The organism is Corallococcus macrosporus (genome assembly GCF_017302985.1).
GTDB classification, from domain to species: Bacteria; Myxococcota; Myxococcia; order Myxococcales; family Myxococcaceae; genus Corallococcus; species Corallococcus macrosporus_A.
The window spans coordinates 2,038,199-2,052,735 of sequence record NZ_JAFIMU010000007.1 but is presented as its reverse complement, the minus strand read 5'-3'; the positions used below and the strand labels follow the sequence as shown (position 1 = coordinate 2,052,735).

The 14,537-nt window shown below is 72.1% G+C and carries 15 protein-coding genes; 11 read left to right on the top strand and 4 right to left on the bottom strand.

The features are described 5' to 3' along the window. Positions 1 to 10 precede the first annotated feature (10 nt). From JYK02_RS20745 to JYK02_RS20730, 4 genes are read left to right on the top strand one after another with little or no spacing between them, the layout of a single operon-like run. A complete protein-coding gene (locus tag JYK02_RS20745; protein ID WP_207053428.1) occupies positions 11 to 1,033 on the top strand; it encodes a hypothetical protein in 1,023 nt (340 codons plus the stop codon). After that, positions 1,030 to 1,707, top strand: coding sequence for a hypothetical protein (locus tag JYK02_RS20740; RefSeq protein WP_207053426.1), 678 nt, complete (start codon positions 1,030 to 1,032; stop codon positions 1,705 to 1,707). Before JYK02_RS20745 ends, JYK02_RS20740 begins: the two co-directional genes overlap by 4 nt. A 12-nt stretch (positions 1,708 to 1,719) precedes the next feature. Then, the gene (locus JYK02_RS20735) at positions 1,720 to 2,124 is read left to right on the top strand and encodes a hypothetical protein (protein ID WP_207053424.1); all 405 of its coding nucleotides are present in this window, start codon (positions 1,720 to 1,722) and stop codon (positions 2,122 to 2,124) included. A 2-nt stretch (positions 2,125 to 2,126) separates the two neighbouring features. After that, entirely contained in the window at positions 2,127 to 3,131 is a 1,005-nt protein-coding gene (locus tag JYK02_RS20730) for a glycosyltransferase (protein WP_207053422.1), read from the top strand. On the opposite strand, the gene JYK02_RS20725 is transcribed toward JYK02_RS20730, so the two are convergent. Next, complete coding sequence (locus tag JYK02_RS20725) at positions 3,128 to 3,514, bottom strand: serine/threonine protein kinase (RefSeq protein WP_171413405.1); 387 nt, start codon at positions 3,512 to 3,514, stop codon at positions 3,128 to 3,130. The two genes, JYK02_RS20730 and JYK02_RS20725, sit on opposite strands and share 4 nt — an antisense overlap. A 283-nt stretch (positions 3,515 to 3,797) precedes the next feature. On the opposite strand from JYK02_RS20725, the gene JYK02_RS20720 reads away from it, so the two are divergent. Together JYK02_RS20720 and JYK02_RS20715 are read left to right on the top strand one after the other, a co-directional pair. Beyond that, positions 3,798 to 5,282 (top strand): HAMP domain-containing sensor histidine kinase, encoded by a 1,485-nt coding sequence (locus tag JYK02_RS20720; protein WP_207053420.1) that lies wholly within the window; start codon positions 3,798 to 3,800, stop codon positions 5,280 to 5,282. Between the two features lie 102 nt (positions 5,283 to 5,384). Next, a complete protein-coding gene (locus JYK02_RS20715) occupies positions 5,385 to 5,984 on the top strand; it encodes a hypothetical protein (RefSeq protein ID WP_242588825.1) in 600 nt (199 codons plus the stop codon). 12 nt (positions 5,985 to 5,996) lie between these two features. Here the strand turns inward: JYK02_RS20715 and JYK02_RS20710 are convergent, their stop codons facing one another. Next, positions 5,997 to 6,362 carry a response regulator gene (locus JYK02_RS20710; RefSeq protein WP_207053417.1) on the bottom strand — a complete coding sequence of 122 codons (366 nt, stop codon included), beginning with the start codon at positions 6,360 to 6,362 and terminating at the stop codon, positions 5,997 to 5,999. A gap of 80 nt (positions 6,363 to 6,442) precedes the next feature. Next, a complete protein-coding gene (locus JYK02_RS20705) occupies positions 6,443 to 6,790 on the bottom strand; it encodes a helix-turn-helix domain-containing protein (RefSeq protein WP_277991396.1) in 348 nt (115 codons plus the stop codon). A 352-nt stretch (positions 6,791 to 7,142) separates the two neighbouring features. On the opposite strand from JYK02_RS20705, the gene JYK02_RS20700 reads away from it, so the two are divergent. The 3 genes from JYK02_RS20700 (at position 7,143) to JYK02_RS20690 (ending at position 11,897) form a co-directional block, all read left to right on the top strand. Beyond that, on the top strand, positions 7,143 to 8,606 hold the full coding sequence (locus JYK02_RS20700) for a GDSL-type esterase/lipase family protein (protein ID WP_242588824.1): 1,464 nt from the start codon (positions 7,143 to 7,145) through the stop codon (positions 8,604 to 8,606). Then, positions 8,603 to 10,906, top strand: a complete 2,304-nt coding sequence (locus JYK02_RS20695; protein WP_207053412.1) for a serine hydrolase domain-containing protein — start codon at positions 8,603 to 8,605, stop codon at positions 10,904 to 10,906. The genes JYK02_RS20700 and JYK02_RS20695 overlap by 4 nt, the downstream gene beginning before the upstream one ends. 241 nt (positions 10,907 to 11,147) lie before the next feature. Continuing rightward, on the top strand, positions 11,148 to 11,897 hold the full coding sequence (locus JYK02_RS20690; RefSeq protein WP_207053411.1) for a YIP1 family protein: 750 nt from the start codon (positions 11,148 to 11,150) through the stop codon (positions 11,895 to 11,897). 28 nt (positions 11,898 to 11,925) lie between these two features. Here JYK02_RS20690 and JYK02_RS20685 read toward each other — a convergent pair whose 3' ends face one another. After that, a complete protein-coding gene (locus JYK02_RS20685; RefSeq protein WP_207053410.1) occupies positions 11,926 to 13,002 on the bottom strand; it encodes a hypothetical protein in 1,077 nt (358 codons plus the stop codon). Between the two features lie 235 nt (positions 13,003 to 13,237). On the opposite strand from JYK02_RS20685, the gene JYK02_RS20680 reads away from it, so the two are divergent. Further along, positions 13,238 to 14,059 (top strand): hypothetical protein, encoded by an 822-nt coding sequence (locus tag JYK02_RS20680; protein WP_207053409.1) that lies wholly within the window; start codon positions 13,238 to 13,240, stop codon positions 14,057 to 14,059. Next, entirely contained in the window at positions 14,056 to 14,526 is a 471-nt protein-coding gene (locus JYK02_RS20675) for a hypothetical protein (RefSeq protein ID WP_207053408.1), read from the top strand. The genes JYK02_RS20680 and JYK02_RS20675 overlap by 4 nt, the downstream gene beginning before the upstream one ends. Positions 14,527 to 14,537: the final 11 nt, after the last annotated feature.

The following is a 14,537-nucleotide window of genomic DNA, read 5'->3' as shown; positions in this document are numbered from 1 at the left end:
TTTTCCTCCCGTGCCGCTCGACCGCGAAGCCCCCCAGAAGACCCGCGTCTACACGAAGCGCGCGCCCGTGGCGGAGGTGCTGGGGGACCTGCGCGCCATGGATCCGCGGCCCCCGCCCGCCCCGGAAGCACAGCCCGGCCCCGACCCCGAGCAGCAGGCGCGCAAAGCCAGGCGCCTCGGGCTGGGGCTGCTCCTCGCCGCCGTGGTGTCTTTCGTCATCCTCCGGCTGCTGCCCTCGGAGCAGGAAGGACTGTCCGTCCTGTTCGGCTTCGTGTGTTTCCTGACGCTGTTTGGCGGCTTCATGGTGCTCATCGTGTCCTTCACGGGCGGGGTCGGGCCATTGATGGAGACGTCGCGGTTCATGGAGGAGCGGTTCCTGGCGCCGTACAAGGAGCAGCGCCGCCTGCTGCTGGCCACGCTGCTCCAGCGCTTCCAGGTGGACCTGGACGCGAAGGCGCCCGTGGACGTGACGCTGGACCTGACGTCCCCCCTGGCGCAGGGCAATCGCGTCCACCATGGGAAGCACGGCACGGGGACCCGCGAGGACTTCGTCCAGCCGTGGCTGTCCTTGCGGGGCCCGTTCGCGGACGGCACGGAGCTGCGCCTGTCCGTGGTGGATCAGGTGCGGATCCTCCGCCGCACGAAGACCACCGCGCTCAAGTCGAAGACCAAGCAGAAGCGGAGCGGGGGCAGCCTGATGACGGTGGCGCTGCGTGTGAAGCCGGAGCGCTACCCGGGGCTCGCGGCCATGGAAGCCCACGCGCTGGGCGCCGTGCGGCTGCCCCCCGGTGCCAGGCTGAAGCGGGTGCGCGTGGCCGAGGACCGGGTGGAACTGCGCGTCCTGCTGGACGAGGACTGGGTGGCCCAGGCCCCCAGGGCCCCGTCCAAGGTGCCGCCAGACGAGGCCGAGCCGGCAGACGAGGCCGAGCCGGACGCGTCGCGCACCGTGACGATGATGCTCTTGAGCCTGTACCAGGTGCTCAACCACTCCAGCTCCCGGGGTCAGCCCGGGAACGTGAGGTCCACGTCGTGAAGCTTCGTGTCCTGTTCCTCGTGGGCCTCGGTGTGCTCGGGGCCTCGGCCTGCTCTCAAGGCGGTGCCCCTGCCTCCGGCGCGCAGCCCACGCAGGCGACGCCCGTTGCCGCCTCCGCAGCCGCCGCCGAGCCGAAGGAGGCCGGCGCCAAGCTCAAGTTCAAGGACGGCGACGACCGCGAGCGCTTCTCGCTCAAGCCCAAGGACGACGGCGCGAAGCTCGTCGACGGCGAGGACCAGGAGCTGGCCCGCTACAAGTGGAAGGGCGGCGAGCTCAAGGTGTCCGGTCCGGACGACGCGGTGCTGGCCTACGTCACCGGCGGCCCGGATGCGTTCCAGGTGAAGGACGCCGCGCGCTCGGCCGTGCGCTACACGCTCGCGCGCGAGGGCGCCGGGTGGAAGCTCACGGACGCGCAGGGCGCTGTGCTCTACACCGTGGCCTCCGATGGTGGCGGCGCGTCCGTGAAGGGCGCGTCCGGCGCGGAGGAGGTCCACGTGAAGGTGCGCGACGGCAAGCTGTCCCTGCGCGACCCGTCCGGCAAGACGGTGCTCGCCACCAAGCAGCCCGTGTCCCCGGAAGCCGCCGCGTGCCTGGGCTTCTCCTCGCTGGACCTGCCCGTGCGCATGGCCCTGCTCTTCCGCCTCCAGTCTCCCGCGGGCGCCGCGTCGCCCTGAGCCTTCCAAGCCATGTCCCCTTCCTTCGCGTCCGCCGAGCAGTGTCTGGAGACCTCCGGCTTCCTCTTCTCCCACCCCTGTGAGCGCGGGGCGTCCATGCAGTGCATGCGCTGCCAGAAGCCCATCTGCGCGCTGCACCTGCGCACGCTCGACGGCGGGGAGGCGGTCTGCGTGTCGTGCGCGCGCACCGCCGACAACGGCGACGAGAACCGCAACCCGGACGACACCAGCCCCGACGAGGACGACCCCAGCTACTACTACGAGGACTACGGCTACTACGGCCGCGACGCGTGGCGGGGCTCCGGCGGGTCGTCGTCCTCCAGCACCCACGACCGCGACGACTTCACCGAGGCCGACGGCGAGAGCGTGCGGCGCGAGGACGACGCCTCCTTCGAGGAGGACCTGGGCGGTAGCTGAGCGTGGCCGGGCGACGTCAGCACTGGCGCCTTTATGCGCTCGGCGGCGGCCTGGGCCACCTGACGCGCGCGGCGGCCCTGGCCCGCGCGGCGGTGGCGCGGGGCCACCGGGTGGAGGTCCTCACCAACAGCCCGTTCGCCCCTGGCCTGCCGCTGGAGTCCTGGCTGGGGCCCGGCGCCACCGTGCACCGCGTGGACGCGGGGCAGGACAAGGCCGCCACCGTGGCGGCGGTGGGCGCGTGGCTCGCGGAAGCCACGCCCGACGTGCTGGTGGTGGACACCTTTCCGCGCGGGCTCGCCGGTGAGCTGGTGGCGCTGCTGCCCACGGTGCGTGCGCCGCGCGTGCTGGTGCACCGCGACCTGAACCCCGTCTACGTGGAGCGCTTCGACGTGGCCCGCGCCGTGGACGCGTTCGACCTGCTCGTCGTGCCCGGAGAGGACGCGCCCTTCGCGCACCACCCGCGCGCGGTGCGCACGGCGCCGTGGCTGCTGCTGGACGCGGACGCGCTGCTGCCCCGGGAAGAGGCCCGGCGGCGGCTGGGCCTGGAGGATGGCGACGCGCGGCCCGTGGTGGCGGTGATGGGCTGCGGCCGTCCGGAGGAGGTGGCGGAGGCCGGGGCGACGGCGGATCGCCTGCGCGCATCGCTGGGGGAACAGGCGGCGGTGCGGTGGCTCGTTCCCTCGGCCCACGTGGCGGGGCTGGCCGTCTGGCCGGCGCTCGCGGTGCTGCGGGGCGTGGACGTGCTGGTGGGGGCGGGCGGCTACAACACCGTGCAGGAGGCCCGGGCCACCGGGACGCCGCTGGTGGCCTGGGCGCGTCCCCGGCTCTACGACCGGCAGGCCCTGCGGCTGAAGGAGGCGGAGCGGGTGGGGGACGCCGAGGAGCTGGAGGCGAAGGTCGCGTCCCTGCTCCAGACCCGGCTCCAGGAAGGGCCCCTCGCGCGGCCCGCTTCCTGGATCAACGGCGTCCACGCGGCGGTGGAGGCCATCGAGCGCGTGGCGCGCTAGTGCTTGAAGCCCTGGTGGCCGGCGACCGGCTCGATGCCGTGGGCCATGATGAAGTGGTACAGCACCTGCGGGTCCTCCTTGGGGCCGCCCATCAGCTCCGCCAGGAAGTGCCCCGCCTGCGGATCCGCGTCCGGATCCGGGGAGATGGTCACCTCGGAGATTTCACGGCCCACCATCACCATCTCGCCCACCAGCGACTTGCCCTTGATGAGCTGGAGGACGTGCTGGCGCTCCTCCTCCATCAGCATCCAGTGGAAGTCGTCATGGTCGAACAACGTCATGTCGGGGGAGCCACAGCGCAGGATGCAGTTGGTGTGCTCCTGGAGCCAGCGCCAGAAGGCGTCGAAGTTCAGCGTGCGGGCCGGTGGTGCGAGCAGATCCATCGGGTGACCTCATCAAAGCAAGGGGGGCGCCCAAAGACGGGGGAGGGGCGCGTCGAGCCACGTGTCCGTGCTGACTAGCATGGCCGGGCCTCGGTGGGCCGGCTCCTTTTGAGGGCCACGTCAGGCATGGGCATGCCCGCAACCCGGGTGCGAATCCACGATATCGGACGCTTGTTGCTTTCCTCAGGAAGAGAGCGGCGACCAGAGGGGTTGGCGAGGGTCCGGAGGGAGGATGCCCGAACATGACCAGGCACGTTGGCTGGAGGCCCGCACAGGAGGCGCGATGAGCCTGCGCGCCTTCTTCTCCACCGTGGTGGGTGGGTTGGTGTTGCTCACCGTGGTGGCCGCCACCCTGCTGGTGGTGCTGACCACCGCCCTGGAGCGGATGGCTTCCACGCTGAGTGAATCCGTGGAGGGCGTCCGGCAGGCCGAGGAGCTGGAGGTGGATCTGCTCGTCCACTCGCGGATGGTGGCGCTGCCGGGGTCGCCCATCCTCGCGGACCCGTCGCGCGGGCGCTCGCCGCCGCAGATTGAATCCGACCTGCGCCGCCAGATGGTGGAGATGCACGCCACCGCCTCCACCCAGGAGGAGCGCTACATGGTGGCGGACGTGCAGACGCAGGTCTACGCCTACCTGCATGCCCAGCAGGCACCGCTGGGCGCGGGATTCTCCCAGGCCCAGCACGACGCGGCGGCGATGGCGTCGCTGGACGCGGCGCTGCGCTCACTGGAGCGGCTCATCCAGCTCAACGTGGACCAGGCGCAGGAGGCCCGCCAGAGCGCGACGTACTGGAGCGAGGTGGCCAACCTGCTGGGGCTGGTGCTGGGCCTGCTGCTGCTGACGACGCTGGGGCTGGTCATCTTCTGGCTGCGGCGCTTCGCGCTGCGGCCGGTGACGGCGCTGCGGCACGCGATGGCTGGCTTTGGCCGGGGCGGGCGGCACCTGCGCGCGCCCGAGCAGGGCCCGCTGGAGATCCGCGACATGGCCCACACCTTCAACGAGATGGCGGACAGCCTCACCCACCAGCAGGAGCAGCAGCTGGCGTTCCTGGCCGGCGTGGCGCACGACCTGCGCAACCCCCTGTCCGCGCTGAAGCTGTCCACGGCGCTGACCGGCCGCGGTGAGGTGACGCCGGAGCGGATGCAGCGCACGCTGGCCCTGGTGCGCCGGCAGGTGGCGCGCCTGGACCAGATGGTGGGAGACCTGCTGGACGCGACCCGCATCGAGGCCGGCAAGCTGGAGCTCCAGCCGCAGGTGCGCGACACGCGCGAGCTGGCGCGCTCCGTGGTGGAGCTGTACCAGTCCGGCGACTCCGGGCACATGCTGGAGCTGGTGGTGCCGGACACCCCGGTGCTGGTGCGCGCGGACCCCGCCCGGCTGGAGCAGGTGCTCAACAACCTGGTGAGCAACGCGCTGAAGTATTCCCCCTCGGGCAGCCGCGTGGAGGTGTCCGTGCGCGGGGACGCCGAGCAGGTGGTGGTGGCCGTGGCGGACCAGGGCATCGGCATGTCGCCGGAGGACCTGAAGAACCTCTTCGTCCCGTTCCAGCGCGCGGGCAACGCGAAGCAGCGCGCCCCGGGCGTGGGGCTGGGGCTGTCGGTGTCGCGGCGGATCATCGAAGCGCACGGCGGCCGCATTGAAGTGGAGAGCCAGCCCGGCCAGGGCTCCGTGTTCCGCGTCCACCTGGCCCGGGTGTCCTCCTCCGCCGGCCCGCCGGAGCCGCCCGCTCCCTCCGACGACGAGGAGCCCGCCGGCGTGATGCACTGAGGGCGGAGGCAACCGTTGCCTGAAGCGTGCCCGGGTGACGCGAAGGGATGCGCCCGGGCAGGGCAGGGCGTACCTTGCGGCTCCATGTCAGGAGCCGTCTGGATGATGAAGCGTTCCCCACGGGCCGTGCCGCTGGCCGCCCTGCTGGTGCTGGCCGGGTGCGCGGGGCGCACCCAGACCGAGCCCCCCGTGTCCGCCGCCGAGCCCGTGCGCGAGACCCCGTCCTCCGTCGTGCGGTCCCCGGAAGGGGGCTTCAGCGTGACGTTCCCCGGCCCCGTCACCGAGGAGCGGCGCGTGCAGCCCACGGACGTGGGCGAGGTGACGCTGCACACGTTCATCGCCGCGCGCACGCAGGACGACACCGCCTACTACGTCTCCTATACGGACTTCCCGCCCACGGCCGTGGCGCAGGTGAGCCCGCGCGACGTGGTGGACCGCGCCAGCCAGGGCGCGCTGGAGGCCCTGGGCGCGACGGCCATCAGCGCGAAGCCGCTGCAGATGGAGGGCGGCTTCCCGGGCCAGGAGGTGGGGGGACTGTCCGGTCCGCGCCGCCTCCGCGGCCGCTTCTTCATGGTGGGCCCGCGCCTGTACCAGCAACTGCTGCTGCACCCGGAGGGGCGCGCGCCGCGGGACGCGGACCGCTTCTTCGACTCGTTCAAGCTGGACCCCGGTGTCGCGGGGCGGCTGTCACGCGGCGGCTGAGCGCTGCCGTCTTCAGTGCAGGGCGTGCACGAACCGGCGCACCCCGGCGAGCAGGGCGTCGCGGTCGAAGGGCTTGGAGAGCACCTCGCGGATGGCGGGGTGGCGCTCCTCGCTGGAGCTGATGGCCATGACGGGCACGTCCGCCAGGCGCGGCTGCCCGTGCAGGGCGTCCAGCAGCCGCCAGCTGTCCTTGCGCGGCGTCCACATGTCCACGAGCACCAGCGCGGGGATGGGGTGCGCTGAAAGCCACGCGAGGGCCTCGTCACCGGTCGCCGTGGCGACGACGGTGTGCCCTTCCGCGTGGAGGATCTCCACGAGCGCGTCGCGCAGGTCGCTGTCGTCCTCGACGAGGAGGAGGGTGGGAGGCGCGCGGCTCATGAGCCCCGACGCATAGGGCAAACGCGGCCGGGGTGACAGGGAACATCTGCCGGGTGCGACCGGCACGGGAGCGCGCTTTTTCAGCGCTCGTCGAACATGGCCTGGAGCACGCGCCACGCGAGCTTCAGCTCGGAGCCGGAGCGGCACGCGAGGAAGTCGCAGATCTCCGCCACGCCGTCGGTGCGCTCCAGGTCGAAGGAGTGGAAGAGGGTCTTCAGTGACACGTCCAGGCCCACGGACAGCTTGCCCAGCGTGTCGAGTGACGGAGAGAAGGCGCCCCGCTCGATGCGGCGGATGGCGTCCACGGACAGGTCGCTGCGCTCCGCGAGCGCCTCTTGCGTGAGCGAGCGGCTGTTGCGCATGCGGCGCACGTGGTCGCCAAATCGCCGGTGGAGCTTCGTCCACGTTGTGAGCCGGTTCTTGCCCATATTCGCGGCGGATAATTTGGGGGCATACCGCGACATGTGAAGGGACCATGTTCGCGGCCGGACCCTGCATTTGCGCTGGGGCGCGGGAAAAACCGGCCTTCCCGCCGGGCGTCCGGGCAGGGCGTGTGATGAAGGACGGATGCGATGTCCGGGATGCCACGGCGGGGCGGCCCGCAAGGCGGCCAAGCGTGGGGTCCAGAACATGCGCGCCCCCGGGCTTTCGTTTACGCTCGCGGGCCACATGAAGGTTCCCGACGTCTCGCGGGGGCTCCGGCGGGCGGGGTTGCTCGCTGTCCTGGCGGGGGCGCTGCTCCCCGGGTGCGAGTCCCGCACACCCCCTCACCGGTTTCCCATGACGACGCCTCCCGCGACGGACGCCGTCCCGCCGCCAGAGGCGAGTGCCGCGCGACCCGCCACGGGAGAGGCCGCGAGTGCGCAGACGGCGGCCGCTGCTCCCACGGTGGTGCCTGCTTCGACGAGCATGCCCGCGCCGGTTCGGAGCACGGGGCGCTCCGCGTTCCGCGCCCTGCCGCCCACCACCGAGCGCGCCGGACACCTGCACGCGCTGGCCACGCGGCTCCAGGCACCGGGCGGCACGGTGGAGGATCCGTGCGTCGAGCCGAGCGGCACCGGCTGCGAGCGGTCCGCGCTGACGCCGTTCTTCCGCGCGCTGGACGGGCTGCGGGAGGGCACGTCGAAGACGCCCACGGTCGTCGCCGCGTTCGGCAACTCGCTCATCGCGGGGGACCGCATCGTGGACGTGGTCCGCGACGAGCTGTCGGCGGGCTTCGGCCACGCGGGCCGGGGCGCGCTGCTGGTGGACCGCATGGCGCCCTACGGTGGACGGTCGCGCACGGCCGCCGTGAGCAACGGCTGGCAGCCGCGCACGCTGGGCGAGCTGCGAGCGCCGCCACACCCGTTCGGCATCACCGGCGTGTACCACGTGGCCACCGAGAACCGCGCCCGGGGCCGCTTCAAGCTGGACGGCGAGCCGCGCGGGACGCTGTGGTGGAAGGACGTGAAGGGCGCGGGCCGCCTCGTCGTGTCCGTGGACGGCAGCGTGCTCGCGCGCACGGAGCCCCAGGAGGACGGTGCCAGCCGCACCACGTCCTTCGACCTGCCCCAGGGCGCGAAGTGGCTGGACGTCACCGCGGAGGGCAAGGGCGCCATCGTGCAGGGCGTGGTGCTCCAGAAGGACGCGCCGGGCATCGTGCTGGACATGCTCGGCGTGCCGTCCGCGGATGCCACGCTGTACGCCCGGCTGGAGGAGGACGCGCTGAAGGCGCAGCTTCAGCAGCGCGACCCGAAGCTGCTGCTCTTCTTCCTGGGCGGCAATGAGTCCAAGCGCCTGGAGTGGAAGCGCACGGACCTGCCCACCGTGAGGCAGGACCTGGCCACGCTCCTGCGCCGCGCCCGGGCCGCCGCGCCCGGCAGCGCGTGCATGGTGGTGGGCCCGATGGACGCGGTGCAGGACGGCCACGCGAAGGGCAAGCCGTTGAAGCAGCGGCCGTTCCTGGAGGCCGCCATCCAGGCCGAGCGCGAGGTGGCGCTCGCCGAGGGCTGCGGCTTCTTCAACCTCTACACGGCGATGGGCGGAGCGGGTTCGCTCGCGCGCTTCCAGCAGGCGGGGTTCATGCACGAGGACCTGGTGCATCCGCGCGGTCAGGGGCTGGACCTGTTGGGACAGCTGGTCGCGGACGCGCTGCTGGCGGGCTGGGTGAACGAGGGCGCGGTGCCCGCGCCGGCGCTCACGACCTCGAGAGAGGATGCACCGGTGGGCAGTGGAAGCGGCCAGACCGCGGAGGCAGTGCCATGAAGCGGCTCTTCGTCGCGCTGTGTCTGTTGTTGGAAGCAGGGCCCGCGTTCGCGCAGGTGCCCGTCGCGACGCAGGCGCCCGCATCGAGCGGATCCGCCGCGTCGAAGCCAGAGGCCGCGCCGACCGAGCCCGCCGCGAAGCCCGCGACCCCGCCGGAGTCCGGCGCGAAGGTCGCGCCGGAGCCGAAGTCCACCGAGTTCCCGCCGGAGGTGCAGCGCACGCTGGACGCGCTGGTGCGCGCGGACCTGAAGCAGGGCCCCACGGCGGGCCTGTCCGTGGGCGTGATGCGGGGCGGCCAGCGGTGGATGAACGGCTACGGCTACCGCGACCTGGCGAAGAAGCTGCCGGCCACGGTGCGTACGACGTACCGCATGGCGTCCATCACCAAGTCCTTCACGGCGGTGGCCGTGATGCAGTTGGTGCAGGCGGGCAAGCTGGACCTGGACGCGGACATCCACACGCTGGTGCCCGAGTACCCGGTGAAGCAGTGGCCGGTGACGGTGCGGCAGCTCCTGGGCCACCTGGGCGGCGTGCCCACCTACGACAGCCCGAGCGCCGGCAACAACACGAAGCCGGTGACGACGAAGGAGGCCATCGCGATGTTCGCGGACCGGCCGCTCATGTCGGAGCCGGGCACGCGCTACCTCTACACGACCTGGGGCTTCAACCTGCTGGGCGCGGCGGTGGAGACCGCCTCCGGCCAGTCCTATCGCGAGTACATGCGCGACCACGTCTTCGGGCCCGCGAACATGAGCCACGCGGACGTGGATGAAATCAGCACGCGCGACGCGCAGCAGGCGGTGGGCTACCGCGTGGCGGGCGCCGCGCTGAAGCCGTCGCGCTTCCTGGACGTCACCAGCCGCTTCGGTGGCGGAGGCACGCGCGCGACGGTGGAGGACCTGCTGGGCTTCGCTCGCGCGGTGTTGGACCACTCGCTGGTGACGCGCGAGACGATGGGCCGCATGCAGGCGACCATGGTCACGCGCGACGGGCACATCACTGATTATGGCATGGGCTTCGCGACCTATCCGCTGCGGGGCCACTACATCGTGGCGCACGCGGGTGGGCAGCCGGAGACGACGACGCTGCTGGTGATTTTGCCGGCGGAGGACACGGCCATCGCGCTGGCCACCAACGTGGAGGACGAGGCGAAGCGGCTGCGCCGGCTGTCCCTGCGGTTGATGGAGACGGTGCTGGACGAGGGCGCGCCGGGCCGGAGCGGCCACTTCACGGACCCCGTGGATGCGGTCGTCTACGAAGGCATGGGCCGGCTGGCGAGCTACGGGCTCGCGTACCACGACTGGGCCACGCGCGGCCCGGGCACGCTGCCGCCGGAGACGGACCTGTCGGAGGCGTTCACGAAGGTGTCGGCGCTCTTCGACCGGGCGGCCATCGCCAGGGACGGCCGGGGCGCGATGGAGCGGATCCGCGGCGCGCACGAGCCGCGCGCGGAGTCGCTCTTCATCCGCGTGGGCGCGCACATGGCGGCCACGGTGGAGAAGGCGATGGGTGCGGAGCGGCTGCGAGCGTACCGGACGCAGGGCGCGGCGGGCTTCTTCGCGGACTACCTGGCCGCGTGCGAGACGCTGAAGTGTCCGGAGGCGGAGCGCTTCAGCCCGACGGTGCGCGGCGACGTGGCCCGCTTCGTCGCGGGCTGGAAGCGCGCGGAGGTGCCGGCGCTGCGGCGTTCCCGGCTGGAAGCGGCGAAGGACCCGGAGCGGCTGTGGCCCGCGCTGAAGGAAGCGGCGGTGCGGGCCCCCGAGGTGCGGCCGGACTACACGGATGAAATGCTGACGCTGGCGGACCGGGCGAAGCGGAAGCCCGCGGACCGGATGCGCTGGCTGGAGCGAGCCACGGAGCTGCATCCGGAGTCGATGGACGCGCACCTGGCGCAAGCGGTGGGGTTGATGGAGGCGGACCGGGAGCCGGAAGCGATTCCGCACGTGCGCGAGGCATTCGAAACGCCAGAAGGGTCGCTGGTGCTGTCGCCCGCGGGCTTCCTGAGGCGGCTGCTGGACACGCGTTCCCCCAAGGTAGCGCGAGGCCTCCTGCGAGCCGCGGTGACGTTGCACCCGGACGCGCCCGAGTTGTGGGACGCGCTGGCGAAGCGGGAGCGGGCGCTGGGTGACGCAGGCGCGGCGAAGACCGCGGTGGCCCAGGCAAAGCGAGCCCGTCAGGCCCGAGCCGCACAGGAGGCAAGGGCCCCCCGAGCGCCAGGCGCGGTGGCCCCGGCCCAGGACAAGGCAGGGAGCACGTCGCCCACGGTGCCCGTGGATCCAGAGACAGCACCCGAGCCATAGCGCCAGTCCCAAACCTGTCCGACAGTCGGACAGGTTTCCGCCCCCCGGGCCCTGATGCCTCGTGCGTGACGGAGCCCGAGCCGTGCGAGGATGCGCGGCGATGACGCCTTCCTGTCCTTCCTGTCAGGCCCCCTTCACCCCCGGCGCGGAGACGTGCTCGCGGTGCGGGGCCTCGCTGCTGGTGGCTTCGACTCCTGGCAGCGCCGAGCCGGTCTGTGCTTTGCATTCTGGGTTGGCGAGCGTGGCCACGTGCCCTCGCTGTGGTGCGTTCGCCTGTGCTCGCTGTCTGCGCCAGGGGCCGGAAGGGGCCATCTGCGTCACCTGCCATGAGCGCGAACCCCTGGGCCAGCTGCCATGGGACCGGCGCGAGGAGCTGGGCACGCTCAAGGCGTTCTGGCGCACGTGCTACGGCTTGTTGATGCAGCCCACGAACACGCTCCGGGGCATCAACCCCGATGCGCCCGTGGGCAGCTCCATGAAGTTCGTGTTCCTGTCCGCGATCGCGGGCTTCCTGACCACGGGCATCGTCTATACGGCCATCATCGGCATCATCCTGGGGATGGTCCCCGAGGCGAACGCGGGGGTGGATGACCCACAGGCCATGAAACTGTGGATGACGGTGGGCATGGCGGCCTGGACGGTGCTGATGCCCTTCGTCAGCACCGGCATGACGCTGGTCAACGCGGGCCTGGACCACCTCATCCTGCGCATGGGCGGCGTGGAGCGCGGCTTCTCCGTGACGATGCGCGCGCACGCGCTCTCGCAGGCGCCGTACATCGTTGGCGTGATTCCCTTCGTCGCCGTGTACGCCGCGCCCTTCTGGGCGGTGGGCCTGCGCGCCTTCACCTACCGCTCGCTGCACCGCACCAGTTGGGGCACGGCGCTGGCGGGCGCGCTGCTGGCGCCCGTGCTCTCGTGCTGCCTCTGCGGTGGCTTCTATGGAGCCCTCATGTTCGCGGCCTTCAACAACGGCCTGGGAGCGCAGGGCTGAGCGTCATCCTCGCGGCCGGGGAACGCGCCTACCGCTGCCCTGACGCCGCGGTGGCCCCGTGCGGCACCAGCGAACCCGGCTCCGGCCAGAACCTCGCGGCGTGGAAGCCGTTGAGCGACGCGACGAGGCGCTTCGAGCCCACGTCGTAGACGCGCACCTGCGTCGCGCCCGTGAGCAGCAGCAGGTCCCCTCGCGCCATCGCCTGCACCAGGCCCTGGGCGGGCAGGACGAGCCCCTCGGGCTCGGCCAGGTGGCCGTCCTCCACCTCCCAGCGCACCGGCATCATCAGCGCGGTCTGCTCGCCCGCGGTCTGCCACGCGAACAGCGGGCCGCCCCGCGACTCCAGGCGCGCCCAGCCGCCGAACACGTCGTGCCCCCGGTGCGGCACCACCGCGTCCAGCCGGGCCGCGTCCTGGCTGCCCTCGTCCAGGCCCTGCGCCACCAGCGCATCCGGGTCCCCGCCCAGCGTGGAGGACACCAGCATCTCCGCCGTGGTGAGCGCGAACACGGCGTCCGCGTCGCCGCGCGTGGCCACCGTCTCGATGCGCTTCCACGCCCCCGACTCCAGCCGGTACGCGTGCGCCAGGCCCGCGCCCTCGTCCTCCTCCGGGAGGGGGATGCGCCGGCCGTCGAAGAGGAACGCGCCGTCGCGCCGCACCAGCTCGCCCGTGTGCGCCGTCAGCGCCACCAGCCGCCCCACCGCGTCGAACCCCACCGCGCCCGTCAGCCCCTCCTCCGGCAGCAACTGCGCCGCCCCCTGCCCGGACGTCAGGTCCACCCGCCACACACGCCCCGGACCCCGCGCGCTGCCGGCCGGGTCCCGCACCGCCGCGTGCTTCCCATCCGCGCTCCACGCGAGCTGCAGCCCTTCACACGCCGCGTCCACCGTCACCAGCGCCCTGCGTCCGCCGTCCGACTCCAGGCGCAGCCACGTACAGCCCGACGGCGCCGCGTCCTGGAGCACCGACAGAGAGAACGGCGCCGTCTTCACCGGCGCGACCTCCGGCGCGGGCGGCGCGAGCGGCGCGGCCGGGGAGGCCTCCGGGGGCTTCTGGCAGGCGCTGACGAGGAGCAGGGCGCTGACGAGGCTCGAGGTGCGGACCATGTTGAACTCCTCCCGGAAAAAGACGATCTCCATGAAATATGGCAGAGCCCCAGGTGCGTGCGGAAGACACCCGGAGCCCACATCCAGCGAGCCGGAGCGGATCCTTCAATCCCTGCTCAAATTCGTCATATCGCGTCATAGCGTAAAAACTAGCAAAAGCGGCTTTCCGCTATGGACCCTGAGAGGCATTGAGCGTATCCAGGACCGACATCCCTAGCGTCTCCAGAGGTGTCACATGGTGACTGTCGAGCTGGATATCTTCTCGGGGCGTCCCAATCCGCGGTGGGCGTTGACGGAGCGTGAGGCCCGGCAGTTGACGGAGCGCATCCGCGCGGACTCCTCGCTGCTGTTGCCGCTGGACGCGGACACGGGCGGCCTGGGCTACCGGGGCTTCATCGTGCGCGCCGAGGACACCGGCATGGCGGACGACTGGAAGCGGCTGGGCCTGCCGCCGGTGGTGCGCCTGGGCGGCGCGTTCCAGCCGGAGGCGGCGGAGAGCTCGCGCTTCCTGCTGCACTCGGCGGAGAGCGCGCGGCTGGGCCTGCGTGACCCGGGCCCGGTGCTGGCGGAGGCGGAGTCCGTCATCCTCCAGTCGCAGGACGTGCAGGGCGTGATGACCATTTGCAACCCCGCGGCGCTCACCAGCGACACGGACTTCAGCTTCTGGAACGGTGCCTCGTACCAGCCGTACAACAACTGCTACAACTTCGCGAGCAACCTGCGCACCAACACCTTCGCGCAGCCGGGCCGCGCGGCCGGGGCCATGTACACGAGCATCAGTTGCTCGGCGGTGGGCACCGGGGCGGTGCGGGATGGGTGGCAGACGTCGTGTCGGGCGGATGCCAACTACAACGTCTGTCTCGTCATCTGGCCGAACTACGACTACCACTGGTACCGCTACTGCGCGAACAGCCACTGGTGCCACAAGCCGGGCGGGACGGCGGCGCGCAACACCGACAACGCCGGCCAGCTCATCCTCAACCCGGAGACGGCCAACCGCGGCGGCTACACGGTGTTCTGCGGTTACTACCGCGGCTACGGCGTGACGGTGTCGTGAAGCGTTCACCGCGAGGCGTCTGGGTGGCGGCGGGCGTGGGGCTTCTGGGAGCCTGGGCCTGCGCGACGGGTGGTGCTCCGGCGGACGGACCGGGCGCGGAGGAGAAGGCCATGGCGTCAGCGGCCCAGGCGAGCGTGGATGTCTTCAGTGGCCGCGAGCCACCCACCTGGACGCTGTCCGACGACGAGTCGCGCGCCCTGCGCGAGGCCGTGGATGCGCTGCCGCGAGGCTCGCGACCCCTGCCGGACGTGGGGCTGGGCTACCGGGGCTTCACGGTGACGTGGGCGGACGGCGCGCGGGCCACGGTGTACCGCGACGTGGTGGAACTCGTGGCGGGTGGGCGCGCGCAGCTGCGCGAGGACCCGTCGCGGGCGCTGGAGGAGCGGTTGTTGCTGGGGTCCAGGGCGCACCTGGCCCCGGAGCTGTTCTCGGTGGTGGCGTCGCAGGTGCAGGCTGCTCAACCCTGAAGCCCGAAGAG